10 protein-coding genes are annotated in these 12,467 nt (G+C 61.7%); 3 read left to right on the top strand and 7 right to left on the bottom strand.

The features are described 5' to 3' along the window. Positions 1–118 precede the first annotated feature (118 nt). Positions 119–1,513 carry a NorM family multidrug efflux MATE transporter gene (locus tag L6D82_RS04795; RefSeq protein ID WP_236188224.1) on the top strand — a complete coding sequence of 465 codons (1,395 nt, stop codon included), beginning with the start codon at positions 119–121 and terminating at the stop codon, positions 1,511–1,513. A gap of 40 nt (positions 1,514–1,553) precedes the next feature. On the opposite strand, the gene L6D82_RS04790 is transcribed toward L6D82_RS04795, so the two are convergent. Next, complete coding sequence (locus L6D82_RS04790) at positions 1,554–3,224, bottom strand: putative bifunctional diguanylate cyclase/phosphodiesterase (RefSeq protein ID WP_085746792.1); 1,671 nt, start codon at positions 3,222–3,224, stop codon at positions 1,554–1,556. Positions 3,225–3,488: 264 nt separating this feature from the next. On the opposite strand from L6D82_RS04790, the gene rep reads away from it, so the two are divergent. Together rep and L6D82_RS04780 are read left to right on the top strand one after the other, a co-directional pair. Beyond that, complete coding sequence (rep, locus tag L6D82_RS04785) at positions 3,489–5,498, top strand: DNA helicase Rep (RefSeq protein ID WP_007954499.1); 2,010 nt, start codon at positions 3,489–3,491, stop codon at positions 5,496–5,498. A gap of 57 nt (positions 5,499–5,555) precedes the next feature. Next, positions 5,556–6,128 carry a xanthine phosphoribosyltransferase gene (locus tag L6D82_RS04780; RefSeq protein WP_003229440.1) on the top strand — a complete coding sequence of 191 codons (573 nt, stop codon included), beginning with the start codon at positions 5,556–5,558 and terminating at the stop codon, positions 6,126–6,128. Between the two features lie 137 nt (positions 6,129–6,265). Here L6D82_RS04780 and L6D82_RS04775 read toward each other — a convergent pair whose 3' ends face one another. From L6D82_RS04775 to dadA, 6 genes are all read right to left on the bottom strand, one after another. Beyond that, the gene (locus tag L6D82_RS04775) at positions 6,266–8,188 is read right to left on the bottom strand and encodes an acetyl-CoA hydrolase/transferase C-terminal domain-containing protein (RefSeq protein WP_236188222.1); all 1,923 of its coding nucleotides are present in this window, start codon (positions 8,186–8,188) and stop codon (positions 6,266–6,268) included. Between the two features lie 136 nt (positions 8,189–8,324). After that, positions 8,325–8,741: a c-type cytochrome gene (locus tag L6D82_RS04770; RefSeq protein ID WP_085746794.1), complete on the bottom strand. Its 417-nt coding sequence runs from the start codon at positions 8,739–8,741 to the stop codon at positions 8,325–8,327. A gap of 182 nt (positions 8,742–8,923) precedes the next feature. Then, a complete protein-coding gene (locus L6D82_RS04765; RefSeq protein ID WP_003229444.1) occupies positions 8,924–9,472 on the bottom strand; it encodes a cupin domain-containing protein in 549 nt (182 codons plus the stop codon). An 88-nt stretch (positions 9,473–9,560) separates the two neighbouring features. Then, on the bottom strand, positions 9,561–10,634 hold the full coding sequence (gene alr, locus L6D82_RS04760) for an alanine racemase (protein ID WP_085746795.1): 1,074 nt from the start codon (positions 10,632–10,634) through the stop codon (positions 9,561–9,563). A 95-nt stretch (positions 10,635–10,729) separates the two neighbouring features. After that, positions 10,730–11,083, bottom strand: coding sequence for a RidA family protein (locus L6D82_RS04755; RefSeq protein ID WP_236188221.1), 354 nt, complete (start codon positions 11,081–11,083; stop codon positions 10,730–10,732). Further along, positions 11,055–12,359: a D-amino acid dehydrogenase gene (gene dadA / locus L6D82_RS04750; protein ID WP_007954487.1), complete on the bottom strand. Its 1,305-nt coding sequence runs from the start codon at positions 12,357–12,359 to the stop codon at positions 11,055–11,057. Before dadA ends, L6D82_RS04755 begins: the two co-directional genes overlap by 29 nt. Positions 12,360–12,467: the final 108 nt, after the last annotated feature.

Here is a 12,467-nt window from a genome sequence, read left to right as displayed (position 1 = left end):
AATCGCGACAGGATGAGTTTTAATCATGCTACCCATCCTTTTTATCCCTTTGTGCAACCCGCGCCAAACCCTGAGAATCGACGGTCTCTTGCTCCCTCTTTTATAAGGATGTGAAAACATGCAGCGTCCTGTGCGTACCGAACTCTGGGCCATCCTGCGGCTGGCGGGGCCGTTGATCGCCTCGCAGTTGGCGCACATGCTGATGGTGCTGACCGACACCCTGATGATGGCCCGCCTCAGTCCCGAAGCGCTGGCCGGCGGCGGTCTGGGCGCGGCGAGTTATTCGTTCGTGTCGATCTTCTGCATTGGCGTGATTGCGGCGGTCGGCACTCTGGTGGCGATTCGTCAGGGCGCCGGCGACATCATCGGCGCCGCCCGCCTGACCCAGGCCGGGCTATGGCTGGCGTGGCTGATGGCACTCGGTGCCGGGCTGCTGTTGTGGAATCTGAAACCGGTGCTGTTGCTGTTCGGCCAGACCGAGACCAACGTCAACGCCGCCGGGCAGTTCCTGATCGCCCTGCCATTCGCCCTGCCCGGCTACCTGAGCTTCATGGCCCTGCGCGGTTTCACCAGCGCCATCGGCCGGGCGACACCGGTGATGGTCATCAGCCTCGCCGGCACGGTGGCCAACTTCCTGCTCAATTACGCGCTGATCACCGGCATGTTCGGCCTGCCGCAGCTCGGGCTGACCGGTATCGGCCTGGTCACGGCGATTGTCGCCAACTGCATGGCACTCGCACTGGCCTGGCACATTCGCCGGCATCCGGCCTACGACGCTTACCCGCTGCGTGAAGGCCTGTCGCGGCCGAACCGGCAGTACCTCAAAGAGCTCTGGCGCCTGGGTCTGCCGATCGGCGGGACCTACGCGGTGGAAGTCGGGCTGTTCGCCTTCGCGGCGCTGTGCATGGGCACCATGGGCAGCACGCAACTGGCGGCGCACCAGATCGCTCTGCAAATCGTCTCGGTGGCGTTCATGGTTCCGGCGGGGATGTCGTATGCGATCACCATGCGCGTCGGCCAGCATTACGGCGCCGGGCAATTGAGCGATGCGCGGATGTCCGGGCGGGTCGGCATCGTCTTCGGAGCAGTGGTAATGCTGGGGTTTGCGATGGTGTTCTGGCTGCTGCCGAATCAGTTGGTCGGCTTGTTCCTCGACCATAACGATCCGGCGTTTGCCGAGGTGATTCGTCTGGCGGTGAGCCTGCTCGCCGTGGCAGCGTGGTTCGAGCTGTTCGACGGCACGCAGACGATCGCCATGGGCTGCATTCGCGGGCTCAAGGATGCCAAGACCACGTTTCTGGTCGGGCTCGGTTGCTACTGGCTGATCGGCGCGCCGGCGGCGTGGCTGATGGCGTTCCATTTGCACTGGGGGCCGACCGGCGTCTGGTGGGGTCTGGCGCTGGGGCTGGCGTGTGCGGCGGTGAGCCTGACGCTGGCGTTCGAATGGAAGATGAAGCGGATGATTCGGCTCGAACCGCAAGCTCAAGGCTTCAAGATCGCTCAGCCGGAATGACAGGTCGGCGGGAGCAACCTTGCTCCCGCTTACTGGTTCGTCAGACCACAATGCCCAGCGGCGGCTGACTGGCATCAGCCACCAGGTAATCAACCAGTTCCGTCAACGGCAATGGCTTGCTGATCAGGTAACCCTGCACCTGATCGCAACCGAACCCGCGCAACAGATCCAGTTGCTCGCGGGTTTCCACCCCTTCGGCCACCACTTCCAGGTGCAGGTTGTGCGCGAGATTGATCATCGCGTGCACCAGTTTGCGGTTCTCTTCGCGCTGCTCCATGCCACCGACGAAACTCTTGTCGATCTTCAGCAAGGTGATCGGCAGGCTGTTGAGATGCACGAACGACGAGAACCCGGTGCCGAAATCATCCAGCGAGAAACGCACGCCGAGGCGACCGAGCGCGTCCATGGTCTGCTTGACCAGATCGCTGCGGCGCATCACGGCGGTTTCGGTGAGTTCGAATTCCAGCCACTGCGCTTCGACTCCGCGCTCGGCGATCAGACGGCTGAGCGTCGGCAGCAACTGGCTGTCCTGAAACTGGCGGAACGACAGGTTGATCGCCATATGCAGCGCCGGCAATCCGCGTTCGCGCAACGCCTGCATATCGCGCAGGGCCCGGGAAATCACCCAGTAACCCAGCGGCACGATCAGACCGCTCTGCTCCGCCAGCGGCACGAACTCGCTCGGCGGCAGCAGGCCGCGCTCACTGTGGCGCCAGCGCACCAAGGCTTCGAGGCCGACGATCTGGCCGTCCTGCAGGTTCAGGCGCGGCTGGTAGTGCAGCTCCAGCTCGTCGCGACGCAAGGCCCGGCGCAGCTCGCTTTCGAGGTCGGCCATGCTTCGCGCGTTGCGGTTGATTCGTTCGTTGAAGATGTGAAAGGTGCAGCCTTGCGTGCTCTTGGCCTGCTGCATGGCGATGTGCGCGTGCCACATCAGCGGATCGGCGCCGCCCTGGGCGCGGGCATGGGCGATACCGAGGCTGGAGCCTATCAGCAGGCTTTCGCCATCGACCCAGTAGGGTTCGGCCAAAGCCTCGGTGATGCGTTCGGCCATCCATTCGGCCCGTTGCGGGGCGCGGCGGGTATCGATCAGCAAGGCGAATTCATCGCTGCCGAGGCGCGCCAGTTGATCGCCGACTTCCAGCTGGCTTTTCAGGCGTGCGACGACTTGCAGGATCAGGCGGTCGCCGGCCTGGTGGCCGAGGGCGTCGTTGGCGTGGCGGAAGTTGTCGAGATCAAGATGCCCGAGGGCCAGACCGCGGCCGTCGTTTTCGGCGAGGCGCGCCGTCAGAAGAGTCTGGAAACCCTGACGGTTGGCGATGCCGGTCAGCGGATCCTGCTCGGCCAGGCGTTGCAGGGTGTTTTCCAGCACGCCGCGTTCGCGCACATGCCGCAGGCAACGCCGTAGCATGCCGGCATCGAGGGCATCGAATACCAGCCAGTCGCTGACGCCGTCGGGCGCGGTCGCCGGCTCGTGTTCCAGAAGCAATACCGTCGGCAGGCTGCAACGGCCGGGCGCCGGCTGCAACGCGGGAACGGTCAACAACACCGCGTGGCGGTTGTCTTCGAACAGACTGCTGACCGACTCCCAGCTCGGCGCGCTGATCAGCACCGCCGCACTCCCCAACGGAGCCAGACACTCGCGCAATAACGCTGTCCACGCTGGCTCTTCGGCCAGTAGCAGCAAACGCAAGGGTTCGACAGGCGTAGTCAAGCTGACTCCCTAGACTCTGCAATGATGTGGGCGGCGGGCATTATGCCGTTGCGGCTACCAATGACCAAACGACAACGGTTATCAAAACGTTATTTTGTGTCACGAATGAGAACATTAGCCGCAAAATCACCGCGCATCCTGCGTGAAAGTAACAAAACCGGCAAATTTGAATCGCGTGCTGCGTCACAAGTCGGAGAGAGCAGCACAAATCGCTGAGCCTGTTAAAATGCCGGCCCATTTCGTCAACGACTCCCGAATTTTCGTATGTCCCGACTCAATCCCCGGCAGCAAGAAGCCGTGAACTACGTCGGCGGCCCTCTATTGGTGCTCGCCGGTGCTGGCTCCGGCAAGACCAGTGTGATCACGCGCAAGATCGCGCACCTGATCCAGAACTGCGGCATCCGTGCCCAGTACATCGTCGCCATGACCTTCACCAACAAGGCCGCGCGTGAGATGAAGGAACGGGTCGGCACCCTGCTGCGTGCAGGCGAAGGTCGCGGCCTGACGGTCTGCACCTTCCACAACCTGGGCCTGAACATCATCCGCAAGGAACATGAACGGCTGGGCTACAAACCCGGTTTCTCGATCTTCGACGAAACCGACGTCAAGTCGCTGATGACCGACATCATGCAGAAGGAATATGCAGGCGACGACGGCGTCGACGAGATCAAGAACATGATCGGCGCCTGGAAAAACGACCTGATCCTGCCGGCCCAGGCCCTGGAAAACGCCCGTAACCCCAAGGAACAGACCGCCGCCATCGTCTACACCCACTATCAGCGCACGCTCAAGGCGTTCAACGCGGTGGACTTCGACGACTTGATCCTGCTGCCGGTGAAACTCTTCGAAGAGCACGCCGACATCCTCGAAAAGTGGCAGAACAAGGTGCGTTACCTGCTGGTCGACGAATACCAGGACACCAACGCCAGCCAGTATTTGCTGGTGAAAATGCTCATCGGCAAGCGTAACCAGTTCACCGTGGTGGGCGACGACGACCAGTCGATCTACGCCTGGCGCGGCGCGCGGCCGGAAAACCTGATGCTGCTCAAGGACGACTATCCGTCCCTGAAAGTGGTGATGCTGGAACAGAACTACCGCTCCACCAGCCGCATCCTGCGCTGCGCCAACGTGCTGATCTCGAACAACCCGCACGAATTCGAAAAGCAGTTGTGGAGTGAAATGGGCCACGGCGACGAGATCCGCGTGATCCGCTGCCGCAACGAGGACGCCGAAGCCGAGCGCGTGGCCATGGAAATCCTCAGCCTGCACTTGCGCACCGACCGCCCGTACAGCGATTTCGCGATCCTCTATCGCGGCAACTACCAGGCCAAGCTGATCGAGCTGAAACTGCAGCACCATCAGGTGCCGTACCGTTTGAGCGGCGGCAACAGCTTCTTCGGGCGTCAGGAAGTGAAAGACCTGATGGCCTACTTCCGCCTGATCGTGAACCCGGACGACGACAACGCCTTCCTGCGGGTGATCAACGTGCCGCGCCGTGAAATCGGCTCGACGACCCTGGAAAAACTCGGCAACTACGCCACCGAACGCAAGATCTCGATGTACGCCGCCACCGACGAACTCGGCCTGGGCGAGCATCTGGACAGCCGCTTCACCGATCGCCTGTCGCGCTTCAAGCGCTTCATGGACAAGGTACGCGAGCAATGCGCCGGCGAAGACCCGATCTCCGCCCTGCGCAGCATGGTCATGGACATCGACTACGAGAACTGGCTGCGCACCAACAGTTCCAGCGACAAGGCTGCGGACTACCGGATGAGCAACGTCTGGTTCCTGATCGAAGCCTTGAAGAACACCCTGGAAAAAGACGAAGACGGCGAAATGACCGTCGAGGACGCCATCGGCAAACTGGTCCTGCGTGACATGCTGGAACGTCAGCAGGAAGAGGAAGACGGCGCCGAAGGCGTGCAGATGATGACCCTGCATGCGTCCAAGGGCCTGGAATTCCCTTACGTGTTCATCATGGGCATGGAAGAGGAAATCCTCCCGCACCGTTCCAGCATCGAAGCCGACACCATCGAAGAAGAACGCCGCCTGGCCTACGTGGGCATCACCCGCGCGCGCCAGACTCTCGCGTTTACCTTCGCCGCCAAGCGCAAACAGTACGGCGAGATCATCGACTGCGCGCCAAGCCGCTTCCTCGATGAACTGCCGCCGGACGACCTGGCCTGGGAAGGCAACGACGACACACCGACCGAAGTCAAAGCCGTGCGGGGCAACAGCGCATTGGCTGATATACGCGCGATGTTAAAGCGCTAGAATTGACCACTTTTTACTAGACCTTCGACGCACAAAGCGTCAAATGAGGACAGCTTCATGGAAGCATTGCACCAGAAAATCCGCGAACAAGGCATTGTGCTTTCCGACCAGGTCCTGAAGGTCGACGCCTTCCTGAACCACCAGATCGACCCGGCCCTGATGAAGCTGATCGGCGACGAATTCGCCACGCTGTTCAAGGATTCGGGCATCACCAAGATCGTCACCATCGAAGCCTCTGGCATCGCCCCGGCGATCATGACCGGCCTGAACCTCGGCGTGCCGGTGATCTTCGCCCGCAAGCAACAGTCCCTGACCCTGACTGAAAACCTGCTGTCGGCCACCGTTTACTCGTTCACCAAGAAGACCGAAAGCACCGTGGCCATCTCCCCGCGTCACCTGACCAGCAGCGACCGCGTGCTGATCATCGACGACTTCCTGGCCAACGGTAAGGCGTCCCAGGCGCTGATTTCGATCATCAAGCAGGCCGGCGCCACCGTCGCGGGTCTGGGCATCGTGATCGAGAAGTCGTTCCAGGGCGGCCGTGCGGAACTGGATTCGCAGGGTTACCGCGTCGAGTCGCTGGCTCGCGTGAAGTCGCTGAAGGATGGCGTGGTGACTTTCATCGAGTAATCGCTGATAGGCGCAAACACACTGCAATACCTGTGGGAGCTGGCTTGCCAGCGATGGGGCCATATCCTTCAACATCCTAGTTGAGTGATAAACCGCCATCGCGGGCAAGCCCGCTCCCACAGGTTTTTTGTTGTTTGTTATTGCGCGGTGGCCTTCAGGCCCGTTAGCAACAACCGCTGAAACAGGTCTTCCTTCAGACCTTCCGGATCAGTGAGCTGCATGCGCGCCAGATGCTCCGGATACAGCGAAGCCTCAGGCGCATCCAGCGCCGCCTTGCCCAGCTCCAGAATCTCGGTCAGCTTGAATTTGCTCTTGAGCCAGTTCAGCGCCCGCAACAGATCCTTCTCGACCTCAGTGAAATCACAGCCCAGCGGATACTCCGGAAACAGGTTCGGATGCCGCGCGGCAATCGCCTGCAAGCGTTGCGGGGTGTTGTCGGTAAAGCGCGGATCGAGACGGAAATCCTTCGGCAGCTTGCCGACCTTCTGCGCCTGCTCGATCAGCCCCTGCTGGAAGCGCGAATCGCTGATGTTCAACAGCGCCTCTATCACCACCGCATCCGACTTGCCGCGCAGATCGGCGATGCCGTACTCGGTGACCACGATATCGCGCAGGTGCCGTGGAATCGTGCAATGGCCGTATTCCCAGACAATGTTCGAGCTGACATCGCCGCCGGATTCGCGCCAGCTGCGCAGCAGCAGGATGGAGCGCGCATCGTGCAGCGCATGCCCTTGGGCAACGAAGTTGTACTGCCCGCCGACGCCGCTGAGCACCCGCCCGTCTTCCAGTTGATCCGCCACTCCGGCGCCCAGCAGGGTCATGGTGAACACGGTGTTGATGAACCGCGCATCCAGACGCTGCAGACGTTTGAGTTCTTCCTGACCGTACAGCTCGTTGATGTAGCTGATGCGGGTCATGTTGAATTCAAGGCGTTTGCTCAGCGGCAACTCACGCAAGCGTTCATAGAAACTGCGCGGCCCGAGGAAGAAACCGCCGTGGATCGACAGGCCGTCGGTTTGCGCCGCTTCGTCGAGGGTCCCGGCGTTGGCTTGCTCCTGAGTCTGTACATCCGGGTAGACCTTGCGACGGATGATCCCGGCTTCGGCCAGCACCAGCAGGCCGTTGACGAACATTTCGCTGCAACCGTACAGGCCTTTGGCGAAGGGTTCGATGCCGCCCTCGCGTTCGATCAACTGCGCCCACTGGCTGAGGTTCACATCGGCCAGCAAGTCTTGGTATCCGGCGTTGTCGGCCTGACGCGCCAGCAATGCAGCGGTCAGCGCATCGCCCATCGAGCCGATGCCGATCTGCAAAGTACCGCCATCGCGCACCAAGGTACTGGCGTGCAAACCGATAAAGTGATCCTGAAATCCCACGGGCATGTTCGGCGTGGAAAACAGCGTGCTGCTGTCCTTCTGGTCGATCAGCAGGTCGAAGGTATCGATGTCGACTTCGGCGTCACCCGGCATGTACGGCAACTCGGTGTGCACCTGGCCGACCAGCAGGATCGTTTCCCCCGCTGCCCGGCGTTTGGCGATCATCGGGAACAGGTCGAGGGTGATGTCCGGATTGCAACTGAGGCTCAGACGATCCGGGTGTTCGCTGCTGCTGGCGAGCAACTGCGCCACCAGGTTCAGGCCGGCGGCGTTGATGTCGCGGGCGGCGTGGCTGTAGTTGCTGCTGACGTAATCCTGCTGGGCCGGCGCGCTGTTAAGCAGGCTGCCGGGCTGCATGAAGAATTGCTCGATGCGGATGTTGGACGGCAAGCTGTCACGGTGCAGGTCGGCGAGAAATTCCAGTTCCGGGTAATCACCGAACACCCGCTCGACGAAGGGCTCGATAAAGCGCTTCTGCAAACCATCGCCCAGGGCCGGACGGCCGAGGCACAAGGCCGTGTAAATCGTCAGTTGCCGTTCGGGCAATCCGGCAATACGCCGGTACAGCGCGTTGACGAAGGGATTGGGTTTGCCCAGCCCCAGCGGCAGGCCCATGTGGATGTGCGCCGGCAACCGCGCCAGCACGTCGTCCACTGCCTGTTCGATCGAACACAACTGCACCATCTGAAGCCTCCTGCCCATTCCGTGAATAGAGGTACGACCGAGATTGCCGGTTGTTTGCTGCAAAGAACAGCCTCAGGCCCGAATCGCGGGCACAAAAAAACCGTCCGAAGACGGTTTTTTTCGTCAGAAGCGCGGCTTATTTCAGGCCGGACATCTTCTGGATCGCGCCCTTCAGCTCGTCGTCCGAGCAATCGGCGCAGGTGCCTTTCGGCGGCATGGCGTTGATGCCGGTGATGGCCTTGGCCAGGATGCCGTCGAGGCCGCCCTGGTGATCGGCGCGCTCTTTCCAGGCTGCGGTGTCACCGATTTTCGGTGCGCCCAGCAGGCCGGAGCCGTGGCAAGCGTTGCAATGTTTGGCAATCACTTCGTCCGGCGTCTTGGCGCCGCCACCGCCGCCTGCCGAAGCAGCGACTTCCATCCCCTTGCACTCTTGCCCTTGAACACACACCTGGCCGACCGGCTCGAGGCGTTTGGCAATGTCGTCATTCGTCGCAGCTTGAGCGCTGACAGCCCAGAGGGCCAGTACGGTTGCTGGTGCAGCCAGCATTTTCATAATTAGGTTCACGCGTTCACCCTCAATGGTGGCTATTCACGCCTGCGGCCACGGTTCGCAGGCGGGCGCAAGTATAGCGGTTAGCCCGCTTCACTGAAACAACCCCAAAGTCGAAGGGGTTATATCGCGCTGTGGAAAAACGTTTCGGGTGCCTTCGCCGGTATGGCCTGGCGCCTCTTTGTTTAAAAATTCGCCGGCGTGGCTGCGCTGATTAGTCGCGCCGGTGCATCGAACGGATTACGGAAACGATGCGGCTTGGTACTTTCAAAGTAGTAGCTGTCGCCGGCTTCGAGGATAAAAGTTTCAAGGCCCACCACCAGCTCCAGGCGCCCTTCCACCAGAATCCCGGTTTCCTCGCCTTCGTGGGTGAGCATTTCTTCGCCGGTGTCGGCGCCCGGCGGGTAGATTTCATTGAGGAACGCGATGGCCCGACTCGGGTGCGCGCGGCCGACCAGTTTCATGGTCACGGCGCCGTCGGAAATGTCGATCAGCTCGTTGGCCTTGTAGACGATCTGGGTCGGTTTTTCCTGCAGGATCTCTTCGGAAAAGAACTCGACCATGGACATGGGAATCCCGCCAAGAACTTTCCTCAGCGAACTGATCGAAGGGCTGACGCTGTTCTTTTCGATCATCGAAATGGTGCTGTTGGTGACGCCCGCGCGCTTGGCGAGTTCACGCTGGGAAAGCCCTTTGAGCTTGCGGATCGATTGCAGTCGTTCACCGACGTCCAAGGCTGGAGCCTCCTGATGTTGTAGAAATATTGAGCGTTATCATGGCGACAGCGTTCAGTATTTACAACACTTGGGCCCCGCTAGCGCTTCAACCCTCGGAATAGAGCCTTGGCACCCGGCGCAGGTTGCAGAAGATCTGGTACGGAATGGTGTCCGCCCACTTCGCCACGTCGCTGGCGAGGATGTTCTTGCCCCACAACTCGACAGTCGATCCGAGGCCGGCTTGCGGCACGTCGGTCAGGTCGATGCACAGCATGTCCATCGACACCCGGCCAAGAATGCGGCTGCGCTGACCGGCCACCAGTACCGGAGTGCCGGTCGGCGCCTGACGCGGATAACCGTCGGCGTAACCCATGGCGACCACGCCGATGCGCATCGGTTTGTCGGTGATGAATTTCGCACCGTAACCCACCGGTTCGCCGGCCGGCAGCTCGCGCACGCTGATGACTTTCGATTCCAGGGTCATCACCGGTTGCAGGCGCTCGGCCACGGCGTTGGCTTCTTCGAACGGAGTGGCGCCGTAGAGCATGATGCCCGGACGCACCCAGTCGCTGTGAATCTGAGGCCAGCCCAGCACCGCCGGCGAATTGCGCAGGCTGACTTCAGCGGCCAGGCCCTGACGCGCGGCCTCGAACACGGCAACTTGCTCGGCGCTGCTCTGCTCGTGCAGCTCATCGGCCCGGGCGAAGTGGCTCATCAGCACGACTTTCGCTACGTTGCCGCTGGCCAGCAGACGCTGATAAGCCGCCGGGTAATCCTTCGGATGCAGGCCCACACGGTGCATGCCCGAATCGAGCTTCAGCCACACGGTGATCGGTTTGCCCAACGCCGCCTGCTCGATCGCTTCGAGCTGCCACAGCGAATGCACCACGCACCAGAAGTCGTGCTCGACGATCAGCGCCAGCTCATCGGCCTCGAAAAAGCCTTCGAGCAACAGCACCGGCGCGCGAATCCCGGCGGCACGCAGTTCCAGGGCTTCTTCGATGCACGCCACCGCGAAGCCGTCCGCTTCAGCCTCCAGCGCCTGGGCGCAACGCACTGCGCCATGGCCGTAGGCATCGGCCTTGATCACCGCCAGTGCCTTGGCACCGGTGACTTCACGGGCGATACGGTAGTTGTGACGCAGGGCTTGAAGGTCGATCAGGGCACGGGCAGGACGCATGGCAGCAGACTTCTTGGCGGTCATGGGAATAAAAACCGGCGCTGGCTGACGGCGTGAACCGCCAACAGCACCGGGAGAGGGATCTTTACAACGGGTTACGGCAGCGCGGCGACGATGGAGATCTCGACCAGGATGCTCGGCTTGGCCATCTTCGCTTCAACCGTGGCACGGGCCGGGGCGGCGCCTTTGGGCAGCCACTGATCCCACACCGAATTCATGCCGGCAAAGAGCGCCTCGATGTCGTTCAGGTAGATCGTCGCCGACAGCAGGTGCTGTTTGTCGGTGCCGGCCAGATCGAGCAGTCGCTCGATGTTGGCGAGGACGTCGCGGGTCTGCTGTTCGACACCGGCGTTGAAGTCATCGCCGACCTGCCCGGACAGATACACCGTACCGTTGTGGCTGACGATCTGACTCATGCGCTCATTGGTGAGCTGGCGCTGGATTGCCATGCTTTGCGGACTCCTGGGTGGTGTTGCCATAACGGGAAATATCGAGGCCTTCGGCGCTGATCTGTGGCTTTTTCTTCGCCATCAAATCAGCCAGCAAGCGACCGGAGCCGCACGCCATGGTCCAGCCGAGGGTGCCGTGACCGGTGTTCAGGAAGAGGTTCTTGAACGGGGTGGCGCCGACGATCGGCGTGCCATCCGGGGTGGTTGGACGCAGGCCGGTCCAGAAACTCGCTTCGGCCAGATTGCCGCCCTGAGGATAAAGGTCGTTGACGATCATCTCCAGGGTTTCGCGCCGACGCGGGTTCAGCGACAGGTCAAAACCGGCGATCTCCGCCATGCCGCCGACGCGGATGCGGTTATCGAAACGGGTGATCGCGACTTTGTAAGTCTCGTCGAGAATGGTCGAAGTCGGGGCCATCGCCGGGTTGGTGATCGGCACGGTCAGCGAGTAGCCCTTCAACGGATACACCGGGGCCTTGATGCCCAGCGGCTTGAGCAGTTGCGGCGAGTAGCTGCCGAGGGCCAGCACGTAGCGGTCAGCGGTTTCCAGCTTGCCGTCGATCCACACGCCGTTGATGCGGTCACCGGCGAAGTCGAGCCGCTGGATGTCCTGGCCGAAACGGAACTCCACACCGAGCTTGGTGGCCATTTCGGCCAGGCGGGTGGTGAAGATCTGGCAGTCGCCGGTCTGGTCGTTCGGCAGGCGCAGGGCACCGGCGAGGATGTCGGTGACACCGGCCAGAGCCGGTTCGACGCGGGCAATGCCGGCACGATCGAGCACTTCGAACGGTACGCCGGACTCTTTCAATACAGCGATGTCCTTGGCGGCGTTATCCAGTTGCGCCTGGGTGCGGAACAACTGGGTCGTACCGAGGCTGCGGCCTTCGTAGGCGATGCCGGTTTCGGCGCGCAATTCGTCGAGGCAGTCGCGGCTGTACTCGGACAGACGCACCATGCGCTCCTTGTTCACCGCGTAACGGTTGGCAGTGCAGTTGCGCAGCATCTGCGCCATCCACAGGTACTGGTCGATGTCGGCGGTGGCCTTGATCGCCAGCGGTGCGTGGCGTTGCAGCAGCCACTTGATGGCTTTGAGGGGTACGCCCGGCGCGGCCCACGGCGAGGCGTAGCCCGGCGAGACCTGGCCGGCGTTGGCGAAACTGGTCTCCATGGCCGCGGCGGGCTGCCGGTCGACCACCACCACTTCAAACCCGGCACGGGCCAGATAGTAAGCACTGGCGGTACCGATGACGCCGCTACCCAAGACCATAACGCGCATTTTGTATCCCTCATCGCGGCGTGCCGCGTACGTCTGTTGTTAGAGCAATGATGCGCGCAGTGTAAAAAAGATTTGCCAGTGCTTTTCACTGTATAAGCGCCTATATTT

This window comes from Pseudomonas paraglycinae (assembly GCF_021601625.1).
Taxonomy (GTDB): domain Bacteria; phylum Pseudomonadota; class Gammaproteobacteria; order Pseudomonadales; family Pseudomonadaceae; genus Aquipseudomonas; species Aquipseudomonas paraglycinae.
The sequence above is the reverse complement of the archived record's forward strand: the minus strand, read 5'-3'. Positions and strand labels throughout refer to the sequence as shown.

Bases quoted from the DNA above. Each gene is read 5' to 3' on its own strand.
- alr (WP_085746795.1), bottom strand. From the start codon at position 10,634: ATGCGTCCTGCCCGTGCCCTGATCGACCTTCAAGCCCTGCGTCACAAC.
- L6D82_RS04755 (WP_236188221.1), bottom strand. From the start codon at position 11,083: ATGGCAATCCAGCGCCAGCTCACCAATGAGCGCATGAGTCAGATCGTC.
- L6D82_RS04795 (WP_236188224.1), top strand. From the start codon at position 119: ATGCAGCGTCCTGTGCGTACCGAACTCTGGGCCATCCTGCGGCTGGCG.
- L6D82_RS04780 (WP_003229440.1), top strand. From the start codon at position 5,556: ATGGAAGCATTGCACCAGAAAATCCGCGAACAAGGCATTGTGCTTTCC.
- L6D82_RS04775 (WP_236188222.1), bottom strand. From the start codon at position 8,188: ATGGTGCAGTTGTGTTCGATCGAACAGGCAGTGGACGACGTGCTGGCG.
- rep (WP_007954499.1), top strand. From the start codon at position 3,489: ATGTCCCGACTCAATCCCCGGCAGCAAGAAGCCGTGAACTACGTCGGC.
- dadA (WP_007954487.1), bottom strand. From the start codon at position 12,359: ATGCGCGTTATGGTCTTGGGTAGCGGCGTCATCGGTACCGCCAGTGCT.
- L6D82_RS04770 (WP_085746794.1), bottom strand. From the start codon at position 8,741: ATGAAAATGCTGGCTGCACCAGCAACCGTACTGGCCCTCTGGGCTGTC.